Consider the following 24,215-nt stretch of genomic DNA (forward strand, 5'->3'; position numbering starts at 1 on the left):
CAGTCGGCCACCGCACACCCCACGAAACCCGAACCAGCTACAGTCACCAACAAGCCGCGTGAAAACCCCGTGTCCGCCATCCGGGGGCAACTCCATTTGGCTCTAACGACCCCAATCACTCACGAGCCGCTATCCGTCGCTCAGCCGTTCGGAGTCGTGATCACCGCGAACTTCGAGCCTTTGGAGGCGATCCGCTCGCTGAGGTCGGTGGTGATCGTCTCGATCGGCGCGTAGTTGTTCAGTTCGCCCGCCTGGCAGGGACCGGACCGGGACTGCTGGTTGCCGATCAGGATGCCCAGTGCCGCGTGGTCGGCCTGGCTGAACAGCGGTCCGCCACTGTCGCCGGGGCGGGCGCACAGATCGGTGTTGATACCGACGTCCGTGGACAGGACCCGACCGCAGCGGGTTCCGACGAGGTAGCCGGCGCCCGCGCCGCTGTCGACGGAATCGGGGTAGTTCGCCGCGCTCGACGCCGTCCCGCTGGCGCAGACCACCCAGCCCGCCTTGATCTCGGCGAGCGTGTGGGTGCCGGTGATGTACTCGTCCGCCGACGTGGCCTGCGTGCCGCAGGGGGTGTCACCGTTGCTGTCCATGCCGCCGTTGCGGCAGTACTTCAACACCCGGTTGCGGCCGGTCTGGCCTTCGAGCCATTTCGTGGCCGCCGCGTCGTCCACGTACGGTAGGGCCGCGTAGTCGTACGGGTAGGAGCTCTTCTCGATGCCGTGCTGCTGCACCACGGCGTTGCCGTTGTGCTGGGTCGGCGTGTTGTTGGTCTTCGTCCGCATGCAGTGACCCGCGGTCAGCACCCAGCCCTTGCCGGGGAAACCACCACCGGTGGACCGCAGGTTGAAGGCGCTGGTGCAACCACCCCAGGTGCCGTCGTCCCGTTTCATGTCCAGCCGGATGCCGCCGCGCATCGGGCCGTAATCGGTGCAGTAGAGCGGATGGCAGTACCCCCAGTCCACATTCGGCGTGGACAGCGCGTTCGGTTCCGCCAGGACGCGGGAGACGACCATGCCGGATTCCGCCGCCGCGGCCTTGCGCGCGGTGTCCGCTTCGGCGGCCACGACGTCACCGGCGGCGCGAGTCGCCACCTTGTCCTGTGCCACCCAGGCACGTTCCCAGAGCACGACGCGGTTTTCGGACTCACTCACCGCCGGAAGGTAGACCGCCTCCCGTCCTGCGCCGACCTTGGCCGCGACGCGTTCCTTCGCCGCCGTGAGCTGCCGCAACGAATGCTGGACCCGGTGCGTGCGGACATCGGCCCGGACGGGCATCGCCTTCAGATACGGCTCGGCGGCCGCCGGTTCGGTCATCGCCACGACCAGCTGGCCCTTGCTCTGGTCGAGCCACATTCCCCCGTACTCGGCGCCGCGATCCCGGCGCAGCAGCTCGTCCAGTTTCCCGCCGTCGGTCTGCAGTTCCAGACGGCGTAACGCTTCCTGCTCGTTCACCTGGTAGGTACGGACCAGGTAGTGCACCGACTCCCGCACCGAAGCGGGGTCGAGCGAGGTGTGGAACGACTGCACGGTGTCGGCCGACGCCGCACCCCCCAGCGCCGTCGTCGCCGCCAGTACCGAAACGGCCAGTGCCCCCAGCCTTCTAGCTCTCCGCACGAGATCTCCTCACCTGTCGGGGACTTCGTGAGTATTCAACCGGAGGACGTGCGGCCCGCGGGCGAAATCGACTGGACGGTCATCGGCCCTCCTCCGGCGGATCCGCCGGCCGACGGGGGGAACCGAAGCGCGGTGAGGTGCGTCGGTGTACACGAAAGGTCGTCATCGCGTTTCGGGAAACGTCGCGCGCGGGTGGGTGTGAACTCATAAGCTGCGTGATAGAGCACTATTGGTCACGTACGCGCAGGCGCCGAGACTGGAAGGAACACTCATGACTCGCCGATTCGACCCGGATCAGATCGCCGCGCTGGCCAAGAAGGTCGGCGGGCTCAAGGACGGGTACAGCAAGACGGGCACGGACCTGGGTGACGGTAACCCCGGCGGCGCGTTCGGTGATCTGAGCAACGCGGCCAGCGCGGGTAAGACGGTGCAGGGGTTCTACAGTGGGGTGAACGCCGAGCTGAACGCCGCCGCGAAGCTCGTCGACGCCGCGTCGGCGGCGTTGGCCAGTGCCGCCGCGCGCATACGGGCCGACGAGGCCCAGGGCGTGCACACTCTCGGCGGCCACCGCGAGCGGGACTGATCGGACTGAGGACGCCGGACACCAGGGGGATTAACCGATGACCACCGCAGAACGGGATCCGGGTGCGCTCGACGACCCGTCGCGTGACCGTCCGAAGTCGCTGGACGCCATCGACAAGCACGCGCAACAGGCACAGAAGCTCGACGCGCGCGCGGTCAACGACCAGGCGGCCAAGGTCGGCGGAGCCGCCACCAAGGCCAACGACCTCGGCGAGGATCTGAAACTTTTTCGCGATGACGTGCTGCGCGAATGGGAAGGCAAGGACGCCGACGCCGTCGCCGACCACCTCGAAGCGCTCGGCAAAGCCAGCTACAAGGTCAGCGACAAGGCCGAAGCGGCCAAGAACATCCTTCAGCGCGTGTCCGAGATCCTGGACGAGGTCAAGAAGAAGGTCGCGCAGCTCGCTCAGGAAGCCAACGACAAGGACGCGGACAACCGCGCCCTGATCGGCGCGGCCCGGCAGCGGAAGAACAACTCCAAAGACGAGAACGAGTTCGCCGCCGCGGCGTCCGACATCGAGCGGCTCCGGCAGCTCAACGAGAAGGACTCCAACGGCAAGAAAGACGAGATCGAGCGCGCGCTGGACGCCGCCGAGAAACAGATCGACGATCTCCTCAAACCGCTCGGCCTGGAAATCGAAGGCGGTTTCCTGGAGCTGATTCCCGCCGAAAGCGGCCAGACCACGGCGTCGAGCGTCAACGCCAAGCCCGTCGATTCGCGGGTCGGCCCGGCCCCCGTGTACGGCGGTGGCGGCGGAGACGGCGGTGGTGGTGGCGGCGGTGGTGGAGTCGCCGGGGTCCAGGGCGACGGCAGGCCTGCCAAGCCGATCGACGCGCGGGGCGACAACCCGGCCAAGATCGCCGAGCAGTTCCTCGGCCGTAACGCCGGTGACCTCAAGCGCAGCGGTGAGCTGCCCGCGATGCAATCCTGGGTGCCCAACAACGTCAACTGCGCGAACTTCGTTTCGGGCTGCCTGGAGGCGGCCGGTCTGATCGACAAGAACCAGGCCAGCGCCTCGGTCGCGGGGCTGACGGCCAACCTCGAGGCGGACGGCTGGAGGTCGGTGCCGCTCTCCGAGGCGAAGCCCGGCGACGTGGTGATCTCGAACGGCGGCGGGCACGTCGTGCTCTACGCGGGCGATGGTCAGTTCATCGGCTCGAACAACGTCAACCCCGACGGTTCGCAGAAGGTCAGCATGGGTGGTGGCGGCGGCCTCGTGAAGGTCCTCACCCCGCCGACCTGAGCCGGTCGTCAGGCCGCGTCCGGTAAGTCTGTTCGAGGCGTTCCGAAGACCGCGAACACGACTTACCGGACCCGGCCCGGCGGGGGAATCAGAATCCGAACAGTGCGCGCGGTGCCTCGTGCTCGTCCGGCCAGGTCAGCCAGGCGACGTCGGTCGGGCCGACCGCGTAGTTCGCCACGCGCCAGGCCCGCGCGTCGTTCTCGGGACGCGGTTCGTCGGTCTTCTTGAGCAGGGCGACGTAGACGTCGGACATGACGCCGTCGGCCCGGCGTGCCTCGTAGACGGTGCCGGCGTAGTACGGGCGGCCGTTGTCGGTGCCGCGCATCGTCCCCTGCAGGAACACCCACGGCCCCATACGGTCGAAGCGTTCGACCTGCACCTGAACACGATCGCCGAACCACTCGTCGAGGCGGGCGGTGGCGGCCTGGAACGCCGCTTCCCGGACCGGGTCGCCCGGGGTCAGCGCCACCGGAAACGGGTGTGCGGACGGGGTGTACATCAAGCTACCTCCCAATAGCGGGCAGCGACCCGGTCGACGACGGCGACCGGATCGGCTGGTCCCGTGATGCTACCGCGTGCGGTGGGCCGAGTCCTGGCTTCGGCCAGACCCGGCCGGGACCCCTCCGTCGCCGTGGCCCGAGCGGTAGTGGTGCGCGTCCATTCCTCAATGGACGGACGCACGTCCATGACAGCACACCGGAGGAAAATTCGTACCGGAATGGTAGTTATTTCCTGACCACACCCGTTCGAGTGGTCGACATTTTCCGTGCTGCCACCATCCGGGGACGGGTACCGGCGAAGGGGCGACATGGGCCGGGTTGGTCGTGAGTGGCGTTTCGGGTTATTGAGAAGAACGACAACCGTGTCGTGGTTGCGGGCGGGCCTGTTGTCTTGACCCCGCACTCGGGTGTTACGCCTCCAAGCACGCGAGATCCGGCTCCAAGCACGCGAGTACGGCGCCGCGTCACCCAAGCCACCATCCCGACCGAACACGCCACGTCGCCGCCGACCGACGGCCAGTGCGTACTCGGACGCGCTCGGCAGCCGCGCGATCATCGCGTCGCCGAGGTGGAAGCTGACGTGTGCGCACGAGATTTCCTCGACGGTTCTTGTCGGTGGGGGAGGTTAGGGTCTGCCGCAGCAGCTTGACCAGGAGGGAAACCCTGCCATGACCACTCTCGACAACCGGCCGAACACCGCGCTCCTCGTCGTCGATGTCCAGAACGGCGTCGTCGACGACGCCTACGAGCGTGACGCCGTGGTCGCGAACATCAGCGGCCTCGTCGGCAGGGCCCGGCGGGAAGGCGTGCCGGTCGTGTGGGTGCGGCATTCCGACGAGGAACTCGTGCAAGGGAGCGCGGAATGGCGCATCGTCGACGAGTTGCGGCCCGACGACGCCGAACCCATCGTCGAGAAGTCCTACGGGGATTCCTTCGAGGACACCGACCTGGAGAAGGTCCTGGCCGAACACGGCATCGGCCGGCTCGTGGTCACCGGAGCGGAGACCGACGCCTGCATCCGCTCGACGCTGCACGGTGCGCTGGTCCGCGGGTATGACGCGACGCTGGTCGGCGATGCGCACACCACCGGGGACAAGACGGCCTGGGGCGCGCCGTCGCCGGAACAGGTCATCGCGCACACGAACCTGTACTGGCGGTTTCAGGCCGCTCCCGGCCGGAAGGGAGGGACGGTCGCAACCAGCGAGGTCGACTTCCGAGGCTGAGTCGCGAAAAACCGGCAGTCGGGCGCGTTGCCCGCTGCCGGCTTCCGGTTCCCCCGGATCAGGGGTGGTAGCTCTCCTTGACCGTGGTGATCTGGTCGGCGCCGTTCACGGAATGACGCGGTTGCGCAGGTTGTGCGGGTACGGGCCTTCGCCGTGAATGCTCAGCTCGGTGCCCACTTCGAAGCTGTAATACGGGTGCGAGGTGAAGTAGCTGTCCAGGTTGGTGCCGCCGAAGCAGATCAAGTCCGCGCCACCGGCCGAATTGGGGCCGTTGCACAGGCTCAGCGTCGGGTAGGCGAACGAGTCCAGCGGCCGGAAACCGGCGCCGCCGGGACCGGGTACGGGCAGATGCCCGATCAGGCCGCCGGGGTCACCCGGCCAGTTCGATTCGACGGGCTGCCGCCGTCCGTCGGCGATCAGCACGCCCTGGATGTTCCGTCCGGGCGGCTCGGTCTCCAGCACGGTGCCCGCGACGAGGGCACCGAGGCTGAACCCGACGATGTACACCTTGGTGTCGAGGTCGCAGCCGTAGGTGACGTAAAGGTTGTAGAGCGCGGTCCTGAGGTTGGCGACACCCGCGTCGACGTCGGCGTACAGGTTGACGTCCCCGGCGCTGTTCGGGTACGGGATGCGCACCGGGTCGGCACCACCCGGTGCGAGCGCCGGGTCCAGAAGTTTCTGCGCCCCGCCGTCCTGATATCCCGGCACGACGAACATGACCGGCCCGCACGCGCCCGCCGCCCGGGCGGTGGCCGCCTGCGCGGCCCCCGATCCGGCGATCGCGCCTGCCAGGACGACGACGGACAAAACGGCGGTCGCGAGCGAACGCGCTCCGGCTTTTCTCATCGGTTTCTCCCCACTGTCGAATTCCCGGCCGAACGCTAATGAGCGCCGATGAAATACCGATGAAACGCCAGGGTGAGCGCGGGGAATACGCGATCCTCAACCGATCGCCGTCCTGCAATTCATCGCCTCCTCCGGCGCGGCCCCGCCGCCGGTGCGCTGAAGATGCGTTTCACCCCAGACCCGGACTCCTTCGACGACGGGGAGCACGGTGGTCCCGTAAGGAGTGAGCCGGTAGATGACGCGTGCCGGGACCGGCCCGGTGACGACGCGTTCGACGAGCCCGTCGGCTTCGAGTTCGCGCAGCTGTTCGGTCAGCACCTTGGGCGTGATCGGCGTGCCCCGGCGACGCAGACCCGCGAAATGAGTCTCTCCGTGGGCGAGCCAGTACAGGAGGGTCAACTTCCATTTCCCGCCGATCGCGGCGAACGCCGCGGCCATCGGGCAGCCGGGCAACGGGTTGGGGCGGGAGGGGTTACCCGCAGGTGCCTTCTTGTCCACGAGCGCGCTCCACTCGGATAGTCGGACCATGACCGTGCCATACAGACGCATTCTGATCACGGGCCTCTCGGCCCTCATCCTGCTCGCGACGGCGGCCTCGGGCGACGCGTCGACGTCTCCCCCGTCGTCGACCACCGCCGACGGCCAACGAGACTTCGACTGGGAGATCGGCACCTGGCGTTCCACGGTGCGGGTGCTGGCCGAGCCGCTCTCGGAAACCCCGGACGAATGGCTCCAGTTCGCGGGAACCAGTGTCGTCAAACCGCTTCTCGACCGGCGGGCGAACGTCCTCGAATTCCAGGTCTCGGGCCCGAACGGCCGTATCGACGCCATCAACCTGCGGCTGTACGAACCGCGGGCGCAGCGGTGGAGCCTGACCTTCGTCAACATGCGTGACGGGCTCTTCACCCCGGCGGTGTACGGCGGTTTCCGCGACGGAACGGGCGAATTCCTCGGTGACGACCAGTACGACGGCCGTCCGATCAAGGTGCGCTTCCGTATTGTCCGGCCGAGCGCGGACGAAGCGAGATTCGAGCAGGCGTTCTCGGCCGACGGCGGAACGACGTGGGAAACGAACTGGAGCGCCGTGGACCGCCGAATCCGCCGATAGGAGACCCTGGTACGCCGGTGAATTCGCCGCCGCGGTCACGGCGGCGCATTCACCGAGGCCCCATTCGCCTGCCGGAGAAACTACGCCTTGACGCAGGCGACGATGACACCGATGGTCGCGTTCGCGGCCGTGGCATGCGCGGCCGCGCTCGCCGCCGCGGCGGTGGCGGCAGCGGTGGTGAACGCGCCCAGGTTGGCGGCGGCGTCGTTGATCGCGGCGGGCGTCCCGGTGAGCACGCCTTCGGCGAACGCCTTGGCGGCGGCGGCAGCGGCGGCCGAGTCGACGACCTTGGCGGCGGCGACGGTGGCCGAGTTCGCGGTGTCGACCGCGGCGGCGATGGCGGTGGCACAGCCGGCGGGAGGCGCGTTGGCCGGTGCCAGATTCGTAGTGGACGCGGCGGCACTGGCCGGCGCCATGGTCAGCATCGCGAGGACACCCACGGCGAAGGACGAGGCAGCGAGACGGCGGATGGTCATGGTCATGGCGGAACTCCTGAACAAGGATGAAGAGCGAGTCCCGGTCGACCGGCGAAAACCGAATCACCGGAACAAAACCGGCTGAAACCTAACCGGCTCATACCATTGAGTGGAGCACCGAACTAAGATCGAGTACGAAAAGGCACCCGTCCGTGTCAGCGGTGGAAAACAGGGATCGCCGATCTCAGCGGCTGATCGCGGTTTCCCGTCTCACGGCGGCCAGTTTCTCCGGATTCCGTACGTGGTAAGCACCGGTGACGTAACCGTTCTCGATCCGCACCGCGAGCACACCGTCGATTTCCCCGTCGACGCGGATCAACAAGCCGGGCGAGCCGTTGATCTGCACGGACTCGACCGCCCTTTCCGCATCGCGTTTCCACCAGCCGATGGACAGCAGGCGAGCGACCTTGTCCGCGCCGACGATCGGCCGCGGCAGCGCGTGTTTGATTCCACCGCCGTCGGTGAGGGCGACGACGTCCGGCGCGAGAATGTCGAGCAGGCCCTGCAGATCCCCCGTTTCCACCGCGGCCCGGAAAGCGGTGAGCGCGGCCCGGTGTTCGGCGGGGGAGCCGGAGCCGCGCGGTCTGCGCGCGGCGACGTGTGCCCGTGCCCGGTGCGCGATCTGGCGCACGGTCGCGGGTGCCTTGTCGACGGCTTCGGCGATCTCGTCGTAGCCGAGCGCGAAGACTTCGCGCAGCACGAACACCGCCCGTTCGGTCGGCCCGAGTGTCTCCAGAACCAGCAGCATCGCCATCGAGACACTGTCGGCCAGTTCCACGTCTTCGGCCACATCCGGCGCGGTCAGCAGCGGCTCGGGCAGCCACGGCCCGACGTAGGACTCCTTGCGCCGGTCGAGCGTCCGCAGTCGTTTGAGTGCCTGCCTGCTGGTGATCCTGACCAGGAACGCGCGCGGGTCGAGCACCGTGCCGGGGTCGACGCCCACCCACCGAAGCCAGGTCTCCTGCAGTACATCCTCGGCGTCGGTCGCCGAACCGAGCATCTCGTAGGCCACGGTGAACAGCAGCCTGCGATGGGCGACGAACGCCTCGGTGGCCGAGTCGCCGGGGCGTTCGCTCATCGTCGGTTCCCGCCTGTTCCATCGTGACCGTGTCATAGCCATCCGACCCCGGCGGACACCGCTTTGTGACACCGGCGGCCGGTGGTCTGCGTCACACGGCGGGGTTGTCACAAGAGACGGGCCGCCGGGATCTCTTGGGCGTAACGACGCGACACCACGAGTAAGGAAACCCAGTCATGTCCACGACGCCGACGACCGGCCCGCGGTCGCGTATGCCCAACCCCCTCCCGTTCGTCCCCGAGATGGCGGAAGTCGCCGGGGGTCTGCACAACGTCCTCAAGAACGGCGCGCTTCCCCCGACGACCATCAGCCTGCTGCAGCTGCGCGCCGGGCAGCTCCTCGGCAGCACGTACTTCACCATCCGGGAAACGAAAAACCTCCGCGAACTGGGGGAGTCCGAAGACCGCGTCACCGCGGTGGCCACCTGGCGGGACGCCACCTGTTTCACCGACGCCGAACGGGTCGCACTCGAGCTCGTCGAGGCGGTCCTCACCCCGAACCCGGCCGGTGAGCGCGTCCCGGACGCGTTGCACGCCAAGGCATCCGCGCTTTACGACGACAAAGCGCTGTGGACGCTCGTCATGGCGATCGCCCACATCGGTTTCTTCGCGCCCGCCGCGCTCATCGCCAAGCCGATCCCCGGCATGCCCCCGGGCCGGAACTACAGCGAACAAGGAAGGTGAACACCATGAGCAGCGCCAAGTTCGCGGTGGCCGGAGCGACCGGGCGGCTGGGCCGCCACGTCGTCGACGTGCTGATCGAACGGGGACACCACGTCGTGCCGATCTCCCGGGCCACCGGCGTGGACATCATCACTGGCGAAGGCCTCTCCGCCGCACTCGCCGGGGTCGACGTCATCATCGACGTGGCCTCGTGGCACGGCTCCGAACAAGAGGCGGCGACGGAGTTCTTCCGCACGTCGGCCCGCAATCTGCTGGAGGAGGGCCGGAAGGCGGGGGTCGCCCGGATCGCCGTGGCGTCCATCATCGGCGTCGAGAACGCCACCGCCGGTTTCGTCGCCGCCAAGAAGGTGCACGAGGAACTTCTCCAGTCCGGCCCGTTGCCCGTTCGCGTTCTGCGGGCCGCGCAGTTCCACGAGTTCGTCGGTCAGCTCCTCGAGTGGCGGCAGGACGGCGTCGCCTACATCCCCGCGCTGCCCACGCAGCTGGTGGCCTGCCGCGCCGTGGCCGAGGAACTGGTCGACCTGGCCATCGACCCGGCCGAGCCGCTTCCGGGTGGCCCGGTCCCGGAGATCGCCGGGCCTCGCAAGGAAATCATGGCGGAGGCCGCCGCGCTTCTCGGTGCCCGCCGCGGCATCAAGGTCGTCGGCATCGACGGCTCCCGGGTTCCCGACGGCGAGATCGCCGCCAACGGCGGATTCCTGCCGGGCCCGCACGCCAAGCTCGCGGGACCCACCTTCGAGGAGTGGCTCGACGCCCAGCCCTGAGCCGGCGCGTGAAGGCCCCCTTCCCTCGGCACTGGTTTTTTGAGTGACCAACTGAGGGAAGGGGGCCTTCACGGCGGCTTCTCAACTGGGACAGCATCGCTTCATGTGGTCGTATCTAGGGCGTGTCTGACAAAGCGTGGATCCATGCAATTGCGGCGTGGATGAGGACGGCAGCTCGGTAGACGATCGCGTGTTTGTCGTATCGGGTGGCGAGGCCGCGCCATTGCTTGGTGTGGCAGAACCGGCGTTCGATCACGTTGCGGTTCTTGTAATCGTGGGCGTCGAGTCCGACGGGCCTGCCGCCGCGTGAGCCGCGGCGTTTGCGGTGCCCCTGCTGGTCTCTGGGTTCGGGGATGACGGCCTTGATGCCGCGCTCGCGCAGGTGCTGTCGGATCGCGCGGGACGAGTACGCCTTGTCTCCGCGAACCGCATCCGGTCTCGTGCGCGGTCGCCCGACGTTACGGCCTACCCGCAGCTGCTGCAGGAGCGGCAGCAGCATCGGGGAGTCCCCGGCCTGGCCGGGAGTGATCAGCGTGACCAGTGGCAGCCCGTTGCCGTCGACGAGGTGATGGATCTTCGTCGACAACCCACCCCGCGAGCGGCCGATCCCGTGATCAGGCGGCTCGACCGCTGGATTCGTGTAGTTCGACCCATCCCCCTGTGGGGCGGATCGTGTTCGTCGCATGCTGATGTGCGCGAGCGATCGTCGAGTCCACCGACAGCGACCAATCGATCAGCCCCTCCGCGTCCGCCTGCGCGGTGAGCGTCGCCAGCACCTTGTCCCAGGTGCCCTCGACCGCCATCCGGTGATGCCACGTCCACACCGTCTGCCACGGCCCGAACACCTCAGGAAGATCACGCCACGCGATCCCGCACCGATACCGGTAGATGATCCCCTCGACCATCGACCGCGCATCCGAGAACTTCCGGCCCGGGCATCCCGTCGGTTTCGGGAGCATCCCCTCGATCAACGACCACTGGGCATCCGAGAGCAACTGAAACCGCGACACGGGACCAGAGTTTCAGCCAGAACGCTCAGCCTGTGCCAGACACGCCCTAGCCGCACCCGGTCAATGGCTTCGGGTCAGGTCCGCTTGCGTCTCGCGATCTCGTCAGAGAGCTGCTGCATGTGGGCGGGGTCCGCGTCCCGGGCAAGGGCGACGTAGTGGTCCATGACGGCCGGTCGGTAGCGCACGGGCAACGTCTGTCCTGGGGCGAGTCGGGTGAGCTCGGTGATCGTGAGGTCTTCGTCCGCGATACCGCGGAACGAGATGCCGTCGGCGGTCTCCACGTCGAACATCAGGACCACGCGTGGAGTGCCGTTGCTGCTGACCTCCCGCCAGTCGACGAGAACGCCGAGCGCAAGCGCCCCCGTACGCAGTTCCGCCTTGCGCTTCTGTGCGCCACTGCTCAGGAGCGGGTTCGGAGTGACGCCTGGGAAGTCGGGCCCGACGCCGAGCGATTCCCGACTCAGGTCGGGCCTGAGCTGCGCCGTCAGATCGTTGAACTTCTCCGAATCGAAGAGCTTCTGCATCTTCTTCCAGCCGAACATCCTGGCCCCTCCCTCACGCCGGTGCCGGAATCTCGGCCTGGCGCTTCGCCCTCACTGCGATCGTACGTCGCGGCCATTCCCCACCTCCGTCGCATCGTCCCGTCCCGATGGGGTCGCCGTCTGCGGTCGCGGACGGGCTCGGTCGGTGCACCTGTCAGTCCACCTGAACCCTGCCTATTTGTCAGACACGCCCTAGCTCCGGCGGCGTGTTCAGCGCATCCAGGAGGAGACGCGTGTCGCGGGCGTAGTCGGCGTAGGAGACGCCGCTGCGTCGCACCAGGTTGCGGAATCGGTGCTCCAGCACTTCGCGGCACTGCTCGACCATGCGCTCGCCGTCGTCCGTGAGACTCAGTCGCCGCCGGTTTCCGCCCGCCGGATCCGGTTGCGCGTCGAGCAGGCCCATTCCGGCGAGTACGCCCGTCATCCGGCTCGCCGACGGTTCCGAGACGCCCAGTTCTTCGGACACCGCTCGCTGCGTGGCCGCGCCCAGCTTGCCCACGATCAGCAGGGTCCGGAACCGACGGTACGAGAGTCCGTACTCCGCCTGGAGTATCCGGTCGGCCGACCGGTCCAGCCGGGCCGTCAACGCGTGGAGATCGAAGCTCAAATCGTGCGACACGAGGAAGCTTAGCATGCTAACTTAGCTACACAAGTCTCGACTGTCGGGCCCGCCGGTCGCGAAAGGTGAAGCGCATGGTCCACGTCGCCCTGCTGGTCGTCCACATCGTCACCGGTACCGCCGGCTTGCTCCTCGGGCCGCTGGCCATGCGCCAGGACACCCGGCGCTTCGCCGCCGCCGAGCGGTCGACGGGTGTTCTCAGTGCCTGGTATCGCGCGATGGTCCTCGTCGTCTGCCTGTCCGCGACAGGGCTGGTGATCGAACGCCGCGGCGACCTGTGGTGGCTGGTGCCGGTCTCCGCGCTGACCTACGGCCTGGCCGTGCTCGCCAAAAGGTCGGCGGGCCGTCGCCATCGCGCGTGGACCCACGGCTACGTCCACGGTCAGGGCGGCTCGTACATCGCACTGGTCACCGCGTTGATCGTGGTGGCACTCGTCGTCGACGGACCGGTCTCCGGCCCCGCCGAGCTGATCCCGTGGCTCGCACCGACCCTGATCGGCACCGTCCTCATCGAAGTGTGGCGGCGACGGCTGAAGGTGCGAGTTCGGCAGGACAGAACGTGCCGGGCGCGGGCAGGGTCCCTTCGATGAGATACGCGTTTCCGTGGCGGCGGAGACAGGTGTTGCCCAGCAGATAGGCGGCGTGTCCGTCACCGTGCCGGACCGAGCGCGCCCGCGGGAACTGCGACGCGACGTTTTCCGCCCCGAGATGGCCGGTGTTGTTGTCGAGTTCGCCGATCGTCACCAGGACGGGCGGCGAATGTGGCGCCGAAAGCGGGTGTGGTGGATAGGCGGGCTTGCCGGGGATGCCGACGCAGCGCCCGAGTTCGTAGCGTCCTTCGATCCAGCCGAATCGCGGCGCGACGGCCTTCAGCTGTCGTTCGATCCCGAGAAACCGTTGGTAGCCGGGCACTTCCGGCATGAAGTCGTGGCAGAGGGTCGCACTTTGCACGGATCCGGTCGGGCCGCTCGGTGGGTACTGGAGCACGGTGCGAAAGTCGCTGAGGTCCCCGGCTCGCGCTTTCGCGATGGCTCGCGCCAAATCCGGCCACCGAGGTGGGTTCATGCCGACGAGCGCACCGGCGAACAGGTCACCGGCCGAGTGGCCTGCCGACGCGACGAGGTCGTCCCAGGCTTTCCCGGCGTCCACGCCGTACAGCGCGCACGACGGCGTTCGCGCACACCAAGCGCGGAAACGCGACAACTGCTGTTCCTGCGCCTGGGCGTGGTCGGACAACCAGTCGACGAGCCGGGGCCGCGTGTGGTCGGCGACACCGTCGAGGTACAGCCGATCCAGCCGCGCTCCGAACAGCTCGGCGTACGCCTGCCCGTACGTGGTGCCGTAGGAATTGCCGAAGTACCGGAGTTTCTCCTCGCCGAGGGCCGCGCGGAGGGCGTCCAGATCGTGTGCCATCTGCCAGGAGTCGAGACCCGCGAACGCCGGTCCGGCGGCCTGACGGCAGCCGGCGTCGTACGCCGCGTTCTCCTTGGCGTGCGCCCGCCACGCGGCCTCGTCCTGCCCCCGCACCAGGCCGAGGATCGACGCCGCAGGTCGTGGGCACTCGATCCGCCCGGCGTCCCGGCCGAGCCCGCGCGGGTCGAACACCACGACGTCCAGCCGTTCGGTGAGCTGATCGAGCCAGCTCTGGATCGGCGCCGACCGCGGGCCGACGATCGCGGCCGTGCTGTTGCCCGCACCGAGGTTGGCCACCAGCGTGCCTGAGCGGCGAGCCGGATCCTTCGCTGGAACACGCACCACGTCGACAGCGGTGGACGGGCCCGCCCGATCGGTCCAATCCACCGGAACGGTCAGCACCGCGCACTGCGTGCCGTTTCCGCAATCCCGCCAGGTCAGTGCGGGCGCCGGGGTGGCCGACGCGGGAGCCGTCACCAGCGCCATCGTCAGCAGCACGGCCGCCGCGCCGGGCAGACTTCGGTTTGTCATCCGAGACGATCCTTCCTATGGTGCCGCCCACGTTGACAGCGGGAACGCGAGCGGCGCGTCTGCCGTCCGGCATAGAACGGGGAACCGATGAGCAGGTGGCGGGCACTTCCGGCGGAGGCGCAGGACGTCGTGATCGCTGTGGGCGTCTTCGTCGTCTCGCTCGGGCTGCCCGCGCTCGACGGGAAATCCCTGACTCCGGAAGCGGCGCTCTGGACGTTCGCGACCTGTGTCCCGCTGCTCGGACGCCGCCGGGTTCCGCTCGCCTCGGTGGTGCTCACCGGGGCGGCGACGCTCGGTTCGCTTTGGCTCGACGCGGCGGTCCCTCCGTGGGCGGCGCTGATCGCGGTCTTCTCCGCCGCCTACCACCTCCGCGGTCACCGTGTCCTGCTCGCGGCCGGGGCCGCCGGTTGGATGCTGGGGGTGGCGCTGTCGCGCGGCGGTCCGCTCGTGCCGTCGGACGTCCTCACCGCCGCGGGACTCGCGGTCCTGCCGGTCAGCCTCGGCTACACGTCGCGCTTGCAGTCGGATCGGGCGAAAGCCTTGCGGCGGCTCGTCGAATCCGAGGCGGACCGGGCACAGGCGCGCGAGCGGAATCGGGTGGCCAGGGACGTGCACGACCTCGTCGGCCACCACTTGAGCGCGATCCGGTTGCGGGCGCTGGGCGGTCGCAAGGCGGGCGGCGCCGCGGACGAAGCACTGGCCGCTGTCGCCGAACTGGCGGGGGAGGCGCTGGGCCAGGTGCGTTCCCTCGTGGACGTCCTGCGGGAAGACGAGGCCCCCGGACTGTCCGAAGTGGACATCCTGGTCGACCGGTTGCGGGGTGTGCTGTCCGTGACGGTCGTACGCGATTTCCCGGGAGCCGAGCCACCGTCGCCCGTTCAGGCCGCCGCTTACCGGATCATCGAGGAGTCGCTGAGCAACGTGGCCCGGCACGCATCGGCGAACCGGGCCGAAGTCCGGCTCGCGGCGGTGGGCGGGGAGCTGGTGGTGACAGTGGAGGACGACGGCCAGGACGTCGTGGAAACCGTGGAGGGCAACGGAGTGCGCGGAATGCGTGAACGGGCCGCGGCGCTGGGCGGTAGCGTGCGGGCCGGTCCGCGCGACGGCGGGGGCTGGCGGGTGCTGGCGAAGATCCCGTGGGACGGAGGTGACGCGTGATCAAGGTGATCGTCGCCGACGACCAGGACGCCGCCAGGGACGGGATGCGGCTGCTGCTCTCCGGCGAGCCCGACATCGAGGTGATCGGCGTGGCCGCGGACGGCGCCGAACTGCTCTCCCTCGCCCGGCTCCGGCGGCCTGAGGTGGTGATGACGGACATCCGTATGCCGGGAACGGACGGCATCGACGCCATCAGGGATCTCCGGCTCCTCGAACCGGAACCCGCCGTGATCGCGGTGACCACCTTCGATCTCGACGAGTATCTCTTCGGCGCCCTCCAGGCCGGTGCGGTCGGTTTCGTGCTCAAGGACAGCGCACCGGAACTGTTCGTCGACGCCGTCCGTCTCGCCCACCGCGGGCAGGGGCTGATCGATCCGCAGGTGACCCGGCGCCTGGTGACCCGTTTCGCCCGGACATCACCGCGTCCGGCGCCGCCGGAATTGGCGCTGCTCACCCCGCGCGAGACGGAAGTCCTGCGTGCTCTCGCCCGCGGTCTCGCCAATGCCGACCTCGCCGAAGAGCTCGGTATCGCGGCGGGCACGGTAAAGGTCCATGTGGAACGGATCCTGGCCAAACTCCAGGTCTCCACCCGGGTGCAAGCGGTGATCCAGGCACACAAGTTCGGTTTGGTCACCTGGGACGATTGACACCGTCGTCAGTGGTGTCCAGTCGTCGATTCGTGAGCCGTGGCAGGGGAAGACACTTTGGAAAATCTGGAGAGCACAGCCGCTTACCGCAAGGTCGCCGAACATCTGCGTGCCTTGCACGAACCGGCGTTCGGTCGCCCGCATGCGCTCGGGGAGCCGCACGTGACCCGCGACGGCGGGCGAGCGGTGGTGACCGGCGCGGTCCTCGACGAACTCACCGGGCTGCCGAGGACCGCGGTGTACGCCGCGGTGGCCGGGGAGTTCCGCGCGGTGTCGGCAGGGCGGGAATCGGCGCGGTGGGCGCGCTTCTCTCCGGACGGCGGCACCCTCGCCTTCCTCGCCGATCGCCGCGAGGCCGGCGTGTTCCAGCTGCACCTGCTCCGCGGCGACGGGCTTGGCGAGGCCGTGCCCGCGCCGGAGGCTCCCGGCACCGTGGAGTACCTCCACTGGTCACCCGATGGCCGCCGGGTCCTGCTCGGCGTCGCCGGGCTCGACGCGGACCTTTCCAGTGGCGCGGGATCGGGTTCGAACAGCGAACGGAAGACGGAACGGCCGTCGTGGTACCCGGAGGTCGAGGACGACGCCACCGGTGACTCCGCCTGGCGCCACCTGTGGGTCTGCACGCCGGCGACCGGCACCCTGACCCGGTTGTCCCCGGACGGCCTCAACTGCTGGGAAGCAGCCTGGTGCGGGCCCGATCAGGTCGTCGCGATCTCGTCCGCCGAGCCGGGGGAGGACGCGTGGTACACCGCGCGGTTGAGCCTCCTCGATTTCGGTGGTGAGGAGCGCGAACTGCTGGACAGCCCCGTGCAACTGGCCCTGCCCGCCGGTTCCCCCGACGGGACGCGGGTGGCGGTGGTCGAGGCCGTGTGCAGTGACCGCGGGGTGGTCGCCGGTGATCTCCTGCTGGTCGATCCGGCCACCGGCGCGGTACGGCGGATCGACACCGCGGGCACCGACGTCGCCCACGTCGACTGGCTCGACGCGGACCGTCTCGGCTACCTCGGGCAGCGTCGGCTCGACTCGGTCGCCGGGATCGTCGACGTACCGGGCGGCGCGGTCCGGGAGGTGTTCGCCACGGAGTTGTCTTGTAGCGGTGGCACTTTCTATCCCGTCGGCGCGTTCACCGCGGACGGCCGGGTGCTGACCGTGCAGGACTCCTACTCCCTCCCTCCCCGGCTCGTGCTCACCGGGGAGAGCGGCGACCGAGTACTCGCCTCGACCGCCCATCCGGGCACCGACTACCTCCTCACTGTCGCGGGCAAGGCCGAGACGGTCACCTGGACCGCGCCCGACGGCCTCGACATCGAGGGAATCCTGTGCCGTCCGGCGGGAGAGGGGCCGTTCCCGCTGGTGGTCAACGTCCACGGTGGACCCAACTGGGCGGTCCAGAACTGCTGGTCGATGCGCTACCCCTGGGTTCCGCTCCTGGTCGCTCAGGGCTACGCCGTGCTGAATCCCAACCCTCGCGGCAGCGGCGGCCGGGGCCAGGAGTTCGCCGCCCACGTGGTCGGCGACATGGGCGGCGCCGACACCCACGACCTCCTGTCCGGAATCGACGCGCTGGTCGAACGCGGCATCGCCGGCAACGATCGGATCGGCCTGATCGGCCGCAGCTACGGCGGATTCATGTCGTCCTGGCTGGTCACCCAGGACAGTCGCTTCGCCGCCGCTGTCCCGATATCCCCGGTCACCGATTGGTACAGCCAGCGCTTCACGAGCAACATCGCGTCCTGGGGTGACCGATTCCTCGACGGCGACTTCGAAACGCCGGGAACCCTGGTGCACACGCGAAGCCCCGTCCTGCACGCGAGCAAGGTCCGAACCCCGTGCCTGAATGTCGCGGGCGCGCTCGACCGCGCCACGCCTCCGGGGCAGGCCCGGGAATTCCACCAGGCCCTGCGTGCCCACGGCGTCCCCTCGGCGCTGGTGATCTATCCGGAAGAAGGCCACGGAGTCCGGGCATACCCCGCGCAGATCGACCTCCTCGCGCGGGTCCTGCAGTGGTTCGACAGGTACCTGCTCTCCCAGGACAGAGGGGAGGGATAGGACCCCGTCGAGACGGATGAGTAGTACGCGGGTGGGAACCAGACGTGCGCGGTGGAACCTTTCTGCTGACTGAAGCCATGGGCTCGAACTCCCGTCTTCTTCGTCACTGATCGAGTACGCGCCCTCGAAGCTCCCGACCTCCTAGCCGAGTGATTCAGGCACATGGACCGGCCGGAAGCCGGGCCGTCGCGTTCGGTGCTTCGGCCTATGTTCTGAGGTGCATGGTGTTGCGCCTCGGAGTCCCGGTGGGGTCGAGGTAGGCGGGTGGGGTGAATTCGGGGAGTCCATCCTGAGCGATCTGGACTTTCCATTGGCTGTGGTGGATCAGGCGGTGGTGCTTGGTGCACAGCAGCACCAAATTATCGATTTTCGTTTCGCCGTGGTGTCGCCAGAAGGCGATGTGGTGGGCGGTGCAGCGTGGTACGGGCATGTCGCAGCCGGGGAAGGCGCAGCCTCCGTCGCGGATGGTCAAGGCGTATTTCTGCGCCAGTGACACTGTTCGTTTGGATCGGCCGATGTCCAAGGGTTCGCCTGCGGTGCCGAGGACTCCGGGCCGGACGCGGGCGTCGCAGGCCAGGATCCGCGCGTCGGTGGCGCTGATCGGCCCGACCAGGTCCAGGTGTGCTTCACCAAGATCCCGCATGAGGTCCTCGTAGGACATGGTCACGAGAATGTGGGTGGCTTCTCCCGCCTGGCCGGGGAGATTCCGGCTCGTCGTCTTGAGACGCACATAGTCTGTGAAAGCATCCCCATAACGCTCGTCCTGAGTGCGGGAGTCCCGGACCCCGTCGATGGCCTTGTGCGGTTTCGCCATCGGATCGAGGTCGGACTTCAACCGTGCATACGTTTCGAGGTCAAGGGTGGCTTTGAGCCCGAGCGTGCCGTCACGGTGCTTGACGAACCGCAACTCCGGCCGCACGTCTTTCGGATCCTCGCTTCTGGGCTCTTTCCCATCAGGGTCCAGCTTGTCCAAGAGCCGTCGTCCAGCGCGGGCGATCTGCCGGGGCCCGGCCCGACGCGCCAGCTCGACGAGGATTTTCTCTCCACCGCGTACGTCTTCTTCCGGGACGGTGGAGGGGATGCGGGCGAGGGTGCGGATGATCGCGTCGATCTGCGCACCGCCGATCGCACCCTCGGCGGCGGCTTCGGCGGTCAAGGGCGCCAGCGGTGGCACGACTTCGCCACCCACCACCACCCCGGCATGCAACGCCAGCACCCGGTCGGCGCGGGCATTGGCTTCCCTGTCGGTGACATGGAAGTCCTCGAAGATCAGCGCCGCCAGCGTCGAATGACCGGAACAGCCACGGACACCCCGGTTATTGATTTCCGCGAGGATCGCATTCTGTTCCGCATCCAACCGGCGCTTGAGGACTTCGATTTCCTGTTTGCGTGCGTGCAGCGTCGCAGTGTCGGCACGCCACCACTCGGAGCGCACCACCGGGGGACTGTTTTCGCTGGCCACAACTTCGAGAATACCCGCGTTCGAACAGGTGTGCTAGCTTAATTTGCGTAACGACCGAGCCAGATCATTTCACCCGATAGAGGTCGAACTGCGGCTAACCAACTGCGCGAAGCAACAAACTCATAAGACGCGTAGGGCGCGTAGCGCCTTCGCGATCGTCGAGTTTGTCCGGCCCTGGGAGCGGCCGCAGGCTCAGCGACGGATCAGCCGACCAGTTCGCGTCTTGGTGGCCTTCGTCGCCTGATCGATCGGGGCATCTTGCCGGTATCGACTGTGGGTGTGTGGTACAACAGTTTCGGTGTTGATCATCTGGGGATGATTTTCTCACTGAGGGCGACCTCCGTGGCAAAGCTGATCAGCGCCTCTGCGAAAAATCACTCAAGCGGTCAGGAGTATGTGAACTTGAAGCGTGCTTTGAAAAACCTGGTGATCGGGACGGGAGTCGTCGCGGCGATGACCCTCTCACTGGGTGGCGTGGCAGGTGCGAAAGAGGCCGGCGACTACTACGGCCCGTTCGCAACCGAAGGGGAGTGCGAAAGCGCCAGGGTTCTGTTCAACTACAGCGACCCTTGCTACTGGTCGCTCCAGCGTGGCGGCAGCTGGTGGTTTTACGGCGGTTTTTAAACGCCTCTGAGTAGATGAAGGCCCCTTCTCTCTGTTGAGCCGAGAGAACGGGTCTTAATACTCGCTGATCTCGCTCGCGACCTCGGCTACAGAGCCCCTTCGAACACGACAGCGCCGTTGACATCACGCGCTTGAACGTGGGCCCTCTGCGGGAACGGATCCTTCACCTCTTTCGGAACGAAGACCGCGAAGGTCCCGTCGACCACATCGGCCGTCGAGGTCAGTCCGGCGCCGAAGTCACTGGTCACCGTCACCACCATCTTCCACGCCGCCCAGCGACTGCATCATGATCGTCCGAGGCTGCTCCGGCGGGAGCGCGAGATGATCTTGGCAGACACGCGTCTTCGTCCGGCCGGGACGCCGCGGGTCCGCAATCGTCGTGCATGCCAGACTCCGGCCGCGCAACCGGCCGAGAACGACCTGATGGCCGTCCTTGGCCAGCAGCGCACCCGGCTATAGCTCGCCACGTCGGAGACGGCGCCGGAGCCGGCGGCAGGGCCGAAGTCGTCGCTCCGGCGGGCTCGTGAACGGACAATTGCGTCTTCGCGGGGTCGGTCCAGGCAACGGCCCGCTGTTCTACGCGCTGACTTCGCCGGTGATGGCCGCGCTGGCGTTCCTGCTGCTCGGCCTCGGCGGCCTGCGCGACCACCTCGGCTACGTGGTGCTGACGGTCCCCGCCGTATCACTGGTACTACGGCCCGGCCTCACCGCGGCGACCATTGTCGTCCGTGCCGTAGCGGTTTCCGATCGGATCATGGTCCGCGGGGTGCTCGCAAGGTCGCGCACGTGATCCGGAACCGGGACGGCCGGATCGGACAGCGCCGGAACCCCCAGCGCGACTCCCGCTGAAAGGGCGGCCCTCCGGCCCAGGCCCTGAGCGCGACGAAGTTGTTCCTCGACGCGCTCAGGACCGACGCTGTCAGGAGACGGCGGGTCCGGAGGCCGAGGTACCGGACAGCTCCTTCAGGTATTCGTGGCACTGCTTGGCACGCGCCGAATCCTCTTCCATGACCTTGCGGAAGAAGTCGGCGATGTCCTGGCGTCCCGCGTTCTCGGCGTCCCGGACGTACTGGCCGTAATCGTGTCCTGCTTTCAAAGCGTGGTACTGCACGGAAACGAGGTCGAAACTGACGTCGTCGAAACCGGTCTCGCCGGTGGCCATGGATACCTCCTCATCTCGTTCTGTCGAGCCGACCTGCCGAGCCGGCTGATAGCGGATACCTCGGTATCCACAAGCGACACTTCCTCAGTGGACTCACGCTGACGCGAGGTGGTCACAAGCGTCGAGCCGGTCGAGCCAGGCCAAAGCTTGCTCCGGGTCCAGGCACGGTATGCCCAGCTCGCGGACTCGATGGAGTTTCGAGGTATCGGCTCGACTGCCACGACCGCTGAGCACCATGTTGTCGGCCACGGCACAGATCAGCGCGGGATGAGGGAGCTCGACTGTCCCGAACCCACGCGCGGTCACAGCGCCGATGATCTTTCTGAGGACGGCGGGGTCGCCGAGGAACAGAATCGTTCTGCCGTGCGACTTCGGGGCCGCGCGCTTCCACCATGCTGGCATGAGCGGCGGATGCCCTGGGATCAGGTGGTCAAACCCCTTTTTCCGAGCGCGCCCCGAGCCGCCCGACGGCGCGGGGCCTGCTCCGGCTGAGTCCGCTGGTCCCCGCCCAAAGGCTTTTGCCCGGCGTCGAGCTGTGCCAAGCGTGTTCGAGTATCCCGACGACCGCGGGCCGGTCGGCGTGGTCCGTCGTGACGTCGTCTGTTTGACGGCCGTGTGACGGGGTATGGGCAGGCATGACGCGGAGCACGGCGGGAGCGGTTTGGCAGGTTCGGTTCGTCGAGCGGTTCCGGTATCGGGTGGAGTACTGCTGCCGCGGTTCGGGCGCCGGGACGTTCGAGGTGGTGCTGACACCGTGGTTGCGTGAGTCGGTGGACCTGCCGGCGGAGGACGACACCCTGGCGTTGTGCGCGGCCGGGCTGGTCCTCGACTCGCTGCTCCCGGCCGGGACGCCGATACCGCGAGAGGTCGACCTCGAGACGTTGGCCTACGCCGATCCCTCCTTCGTCACCGAACTACGCGGGCGCTGGCGGCACGGGACCGATCGGGAACTGGTCACCGAATCGGCGTGAAGAGCCCGGCGGGCCTTCTGTCCGGTGGCCCATTCCAGTGAGTTCCCGAAACCCCAGGGGTCGTCGACGTCGACCGGTTCGCCGTAACGGTGGCTTCTGAACACGTTCCAGAGGAACGGAAGCACGGACAGGCCGAGCAGGAAAGCGCCGATCGTCGAGACCATGTGCATACCGGTGGACTGGTCGCTGTGCAGGTAATCCGCGTAGCGGCGGGCCATCCCGGCGTTACCGAGCCCATGCTGGACCAGGAAGGTGCCGTGGAAGCCGATGAACGTGGTCCAGAAGTGCCATTCGGCGAGCCGCTCGTCCATCCTCCGGCCGGTGATCTTGGGGAACCAGAAGTAGATCCCGGCGAAGGTGGCGAAGACGATGGTGCCGAACAGGACGTAGTGGAAGTGCGCCACCACGAAGTAGGTGTCGTGGATGTGGAAGTCAGCGGCGGTGCGGCGAGGATGATCCCGGTCAGCCCGCCAAGCAGGAACGTCACCAGGAAGCCGACCGACCACAGCATCGGTGATTCGAAGGTCAGCTGTCCTTCCGCCATGGTGCCGATCCAGGCGAAGAACTTGATCCCGGTCGGCACCGCGATGAGGAAGGCCATGATGGAGAAGAACGGCAACAGGACCGCGCCGGTGGCGAACATGTGGTGCGCCCACACCGTGACCGGCAGGGCGGTGATCGCGATCGTGGCGAACACCATGGTCTTGTAGCCGAACAAGGGTTTCCGGCTGAACACCACGATGATCTCGCTGACGATGTCGAAATACGGCAACGCGACGAGGTAGACCTCGGGATGGCCGGAGAACCGGGAAGCGAGCAGGATCAGGATGATGCTGGTGAAGAAGACGTTCCAGGTGAAGATGGGCATCCGTCAACGGCGTCGGAATCACCGTCGAACCCGTGACTGGCTCTTCGCAGCCCGCCACAGCATCCATCGTCCGTGTGTTGCTCGGCCCCGGTGACGTGAACAGGACAGATCGGGGCGGCCGATCAGGAGAAACCGGTCGTGGCGACGCACGGTCCAGCGGCGCAGTGTTGAGGGAGGGTATGTCGCCACCCCGGTGACGGGACATACCCTCCCTCGAACTTGTTGGTATGCGGTGTTATCTCAGCGCGCGACCTTGGTCGCGGCGATGTACTCGTTGGACGGGGCGGTGAATGACAGCACGACACCGACGACCGCGGCAAGGACGCTGAGGTAGCCGACAATGGTGTTGGTGCTGAAGATGACTGAAATCAGTTGGAGCGCGGTGAGCACGGTGAGCACGATCCGCGCCCAGTTCCGGCCTGCGCGCAGCTTTGCCGCGAACAGCAGATACAGCAGGGCGAAGATGACCGCGATCACCAGTCCGATGATGATGACGAAGGTGGCGGCCTGATCGATCTGGGCCTCGGTGAGCTGGGCTCCGCCCTGTCTGTTCGCGTCTCTGGTGGCTTCGACCAAGGCGTTCTTGTTCGCGAAAGCCAGGACAGCGCTCAGTAGTCCGATGATCGCGGAAGTCAGGAATGCCCAGAAAGCACCGTTGATCGTGCCGGGGCGTTGCCGACCGGTCACAGTGGACGTGTCCGCGGAAGCGGGATGGCTGGGGTAATCGCTCATGGTCTAAACCTGGCACGGCGGTGCGGCTGTCGCGCGCTGAGCGACGATCCTCGTGTCGACCGAACGTTTCGTAAGCGAGTCGTCAGCACTGGGATGATGTTCTCAGTGTCCGGCCAGGTCCATCGTGAACAGCAGCAGTGCGAAGAACAGCTGGAGTGCGGCGATGCAGACACCTACGATGACGAGGCCATCGAGTCGATACTGGCGGTCCGTCAGGATCGATGTCGCTCCGGCGGCCAAGGCCGATGCCGAGGCCACCTCGCCGTAGGGGAGCAGCCAACCGAGCAGGCTGAGCACAAGACAGATG

Annotated in this window: 27 protein-coding genes and 2 pseudogenes; 13 read left to right on the plus strand and 16 right to left on the minus strand. The window is 67.6% G+C overall.

Features of this window, described 5'->3' with window-relative positions; genetic code table 11:
* Nucleotides 1-140: 140 nt before the first annotated feature.
* Entirely contained in the window at nt 141-1,616 is a 1,476-nt protein-coding gene (locus ACZ54P_RS40350; RefSeq protein ID WP_465466903.1) for a trypsin-like serine protease, read from the minus strand.
* 271 nt (nt 1,617-1,887) lie between these two features.
* On the opposite strand from ACZ54P_RS40350, the gene ACZ54P_RS40355 reads away from it, so the two are divergent.
* Complete coding sequence (locus tag ACZ54P_RS40355) at nt 1,888-2,199, plus strand: hypothetical protein (RefSeq protein ID WP_465466904.1); 312 nt, start codon at nt 1,888-1,890, stop codon at nt 2,197-2,199.
* A 37-nt stretch (nt 2,200-2,236) separates the two neighbouring features.
* On the plus strand, nt 2,237-3,442 hold the full coding sequence (locus tag ACZ54P_RS40360) for an NlpC/P60 family protein (RefSeq protein WP_465466905.1): 1,206 nt from the start codon (nt 2,237-2,239) through the stop codon (nt 3,440-3,442).
* An 88-nt stretch (nt 3,443-3,530) separates the two neighbouring features.
* On the opposite strand, the gene ACZ54P_RS40365 is transcribed toward ACZ54P_RS40360, so the two are convergent.
* Nucleotides 3,531-3,941, minus strand: a complete 411-nt coding sequence (locus tag ACZ54P_RS40365; RefSeq protein ID WP_465466906.1) for a hypothetical protein — start codon at nt 3,939-3,941, stop codon at nt 3,531-3,533.
* A 669-nt stretch (nt 3,942-4,610) separates the two neighbouring features.
* Here ACZ54P_RS40365 and ACZ54P_RS40370 point away from each other — a divergent pair.
* Nucleotides 4,611-5,165 (plus strand): cysteine hydrolase family protein, encoded by a 555-nt coding sequence (locus tag ACZ54P_RS40370; protein ID WP_465466907.1) that lies wholly within the window; start codon nt 4,611-4,613, stop codon nt 5,163-5,165.
* A 105-nt stretch (nt 5,166-5,270) separates the two neighbouring features.
* Here the strand turns inward: ACZ54P_RS40370 and ACZ54P_RS40375 are convergent, their stop codons facing one another.
* Both ACZ54P_RS40375 and ACZ54P_RS40380 read right to left on the minus strand, forming a co-directional pair.
* The gene (locus ACZ54P_RS40375) at nt 5,271-6,011 is read right to left on the minus strand and encodes a hypothetical protein (protein ID WP_465466908.1); all 741 of its coding nucleotides are present in this window, start codon (nt 6,009-6,011) and stop codon (nt 5,271-5,273) included.
* 96 nt (nt 6,012-6,107) lie between these two features.
* Nucleotides 6,108-6,539 carry a winged helix-turn-helix transcriptional regulator gene (locus ACZ54P_RS40380; RefSeq protein ID WP_465466909.1) on the minus strand — a complete coding sequence of 144 codons (432 nt, stop codon included), beginning with the start codon at nt 6,537-6,539 and terminating at the stop codon, nt 6,108-6,110.
* Here ACZ54P_RS40380 and ACZ54P_RS40385 point away from each other — a divergent pair.
* Complete coding sequence (locus ACZ54P_RS40385) at nt 6,538-7,119, plus strand: hypothetical protein (protein ID WP_465466910.1); 582 nt, start codon at nt 6,538-6,540, stop codon at nt 7,117-7,119. The two genes, ACZ54P_RS40380 and ACZ54P_RS40385, sit on opposite strands and share 2 nt — an antisense overlap.
* Nucleotides 7,120-7,199: 80 nt before the next feature.
* Here the strand turns inward: ACZ54P_RS40385 and ACZ54P_RS40390 are convergent, their stop codons facing one another.
* Both ACZ54P_RS40390 and ACZ54P_RS40395 read right to left on the minus strand, forming a co-directional pair.
* Nucleotides 7,200-7,601, minus strand: a complete 402-nt coding sequence (locus ACZ54P_RS40390; protein WP_465466911.1) for a hypothetical protein — start codon at nt 7,599-7,601, stop codon at nt 7,200-7,202.
* A 178-nt stretch (nt 7,602-7,779) separates the two neighbouring features.
* Nucleotides 7,780-8,673: an RNA polymerase sigma-70 factor gene (locus tag ACZ54P_RS40395; RefSeq protein ID WP_465466912.1), complete on the minus strand. Its 894-nt coding sequence runs from the start codon at nt 8,671-8,673 to the stop codon at nt 7,780-7,782.
* Between the two features lie 176 nt (nt 8,674-8,849).
* On the opposite strand from ACZ54P_RS40395, the gene ACZ54P_RS40400 reads away from it, so the two are divergent.
* Entirely contained in the window at nt 8,850-9,356 is a 507-nt protein-coding gene (locus ACZ54P_RS40400) for a carboxymuconolactone decarboxylase family protein (RefSeq protein WP_465466913.1), read from the plus strand.
* 5 nt (nt 9,357-9,361) lie between these two features.
* Nucleotides 9,362-10,120, plus strand: a complete 759-nt coding sequence (locus ACZ54P_RS40405) for an SDR family oxidoreductase (RefSeq protein WP_465466914.1) — start codon at nt 9,362-9,364, stop codon at nt 10,118-10,120.
* A gap of 115 nt (nt 10,121-10,235) precedes the next feature.
* Here the strand turns inward: ACZ54P_RS40405 and ACZ54P_RS40410 are convergent.
* From ACZ54P_RS40410 to ACZ54P_RS40420, 3 genes and pseudogenes are all read right to left on the minus strand, one after another.
* Nucleotides 10,236-11,130: pseudogene (locus ACZ54P_RS40410) on the minus strand (IS5 family transposase).
* A gap of 74 nt (nt 11,131-11,204) precedes the next feature.
* The gene (locus ACZ54P_RS40415; RefSeq protein WP_465466915.1) at nt 11,205-11,672 is read right to left on the minus strand and encodes a hypothetical protein; all 468 of its coding nucleotides are present in this window, start codon (nt 11,670-11,672) and stop codon (nt 11,205-11,207) included.
* A 181-nt stretch (nt 11,673-11,853) separates the two neighbouring features.
* Nucleotides 11,854-12,306: a MarR family winged helix-turn-helix transcriptional regulator gene (locus ACZ54P_RS40420; protein WP_465466916.1), complete on the minus strand. Its 453-nt coding sequence runs from the start codon at nt 12,304-12,306 to the stop codon at nt 11,854-11,856.
* A gap of 59 nt (nt 12,307-12,365) precedes the next feature.
* On the opposite strand from ACZ54P_RS40420, the gene ACZ54P_RS40425 reads away from it, so the two are divergent.
* Nucleotides 12,366-12,881, plus strand: a complete 516-nt coding sequence (locus ACZ54P_RS40425) for a hypothetical protein (RefSeq protein WP_465466917.1) — start codon at nt 12,366-12,368, stop codon at nt 12,879-12,881.
* Here the strand turns inward: ACZ54P_RS40425 and ACZ54P_RS40430 are convergent.
* Nucleotides 12,799-14,235, minus strand: a complete 1,437-nt coding sequence (locus tag ACZ54P_RS40430) for an alpha/beta hydrolase (protein WP_465466918.1) — start codon at nt 14,233-14,235, stop codon at nt 12,799-12,801. The two genes, ACZ54P_RS40425 and ACZ54P_RS40430, sit on opposite strands and share 83 nt — an antisense overlap.
* Nucleotides 14,236-14,322: 87 nt before the next feature.
* Here ACZ54P_RS40430 and ACZ54P_RS40435 point away from each other — a divergent pair, with 87 nt between their 5' ends.
* From ACZ54P_RS40435 to ACZ54P_RS40445, 3 genes are read left to right on the plus strand one after another with little or no spacing between them, the layout of a single operon-like run.
* Nucleotides 14,323-15,393: a sensor histidine kinase gene (locus tag ACZ54P_RS40435; protein WP_465466919.1), complete on the plus strand. Its 1,071-nt coding sequence runs from the start codon at nt 14,323-14,325 to the stop codon at nt 15,391-15,393.
* The gene (locus ACZ54P_RS40440) at nt 15,390-16,040 is read left to right on the plus strand and encodes a response regulator (protein ID WP_465466920.1); all 651 of its coding nucleotides are present in this window, start codon (nt 15,390-15,392) and stop codon (nt 16,038-16,040) included. Before ACZ54P_RS40435 ends, ACZ54P_RS40440 begins: the two co-directional genes overlap by 4 nt.
* 39 nt (nt 16,041-16,079) lie before the next feature.
* Nucleotides 16,080-18,089 carry a S9 family peptidase gene (locus tag ACZ54P_RS40445; RefSeq protein WP_465466921.1) on the plus strand — a complete coding sequence of 670 codons (2,010 nt, stop codon included), beginning with the start codon at nt 16,080-16,082 and terminating at the stop codon, nt 18,087-18,089.
* A gap of 205 nt (nt 18,090-18,294) precedes the next feature.
* Here the strand turns inward: ACZ54P_RS40445 and ACZ54P_RS40450 are convergent, their stop codons facing one another.
* Complete coding sequence (locus ACZ54P_RS40450; RefSeq protein WP_465466922.1) at nt 18,295-19,551, minus strand: HNH endonuclease signature motif containing protein; 1,257 nt, start codon at nt 19,549-19,551, stop codon at nt 18,295-18,297.
* Between the two features lie 342 nt (nt 19,552-19,893).
* Here ACZ54P_RS40450 and ACZ54P_RS40455 point away from each other — a divergent pair, with 342 nt between their 5' ends.
* Nucleotides 19,894-20,175: a hypothetical protein gene (locus ACZ54P_RS40455; protein ID WP_465466923.1), complete on the plus strand. Its 282-nt coding sequence runs from the start codon at nt 19,894-19,896 to the stop codon at nt 20,173-20,175.
* Between the two features lie 86 nt (nt 20,176-20,261).
* On the opposite strand, the gene ACZ54P_RS40460 is transcribed toward ACZ54P_RS40455, so the two are convergent.
* The gene (locus ACZ54P_RS40460) at nt 20,262-20,423 is read right to left on the minus strand and encodes a hypothetical protein (RefSeq protein WP_465466924.1); all 162 of its coding nucleotides are present in this window, start codon (nt 20,421-20,423) and stop codon (nt 20,262-20,264) included.
* Between the two features lie 275 nt (nt 20,424-20,698).
* Between ACZ54P_RS40460 and ACZ54P_RS40465 the strand changes: the two genes are divergently transcribed.
* Nucleotides 20,699-20,965 (plus strand): hypothetical protein, encoded by a 267-nt coding sequence (locus tag ACZ54P_RS40465; RefSeq protein WP_465466925.1) that lies wholly within the window; start codon nt 20,699-20,701, stop codon nt 20,963-20,965.
* A gap of 129 nt (nt 20,966-21,094) precedes the next feature.
* Here the strand turns inward: ACZ54P_RS40465 and ACZ54P_RS40470 are convergent, their stop codons facing one another.
* Nucleotides 21,095-21,337, minus strand: coding sequence for an acyl carrier protein (locus ACZ54P_RS40470; RefSeq protein WP_465466926.1), 243 nt, complete (start codon nt 21,335-21,337; stop codon nt 21,095-21,097).
* Nucleotides 21,338-21,972: 635 nt separating this feature from the next.
* On the opposite strand from ACZ54P_RS40470, the gene ACZ54P_RS40475 reads away from it, so the two are divergent.
* Entirely contained in the window at nt 21,973-22,308 is a 336-nt protein-coding gene (locus tag ACZ54P_RS40475; protein ID WP_465466927.1) for a hypothetical protein, read from the plus strand.
* 23 nt (nt 22,309-22,331) lie between these two features.
* Here the strand turns inward: ACZ54P_RS40475 and ACZ54P_RS40480 are convergent.
* The 3 genes and pseudogenes from ACZ54P_RS40480 to ACZ54P_RS40490 all read right to left on the minus strand — a co-directional run.
* Nucleotides 22,332-23,179, minus strand: a pseudogene (locus tag ACZ54P_RS40480) (cbb3-type cytochrome c oxidase subunit I); the annotation flags it as partial.
* Nucleotides 23,180-23,416: 237 nt separating this feature from the next.
* Nucleotides 23,417-23,908, minus strand: a complete 492-nt coding sequence (locus ACZ54P_RS40485; RefSeq protein ID WP_465466928.1) for a hypothetical protein — start codon at nt 23,906-23,908, stop codon at nt 23,417-23,419.
* A 102-nt stretch (nt 23,909-24,010) separates the two neighbouring features.
* A complete protein-coding gene (locus ACZ54P_RS40490; RefSeq protein WP_465466929.1) occupies nt 24,011-24,205 on the minus strand; it encodes a hypothetical protein in 195 nt (64 codons plus the stop codon).
* Nucleotides 24,206-24,215: the final 10 nt, after the last annotated feature.

This window comes from Amycolatopsis sp. NPDC034160 (assembly GCF_055575355.1).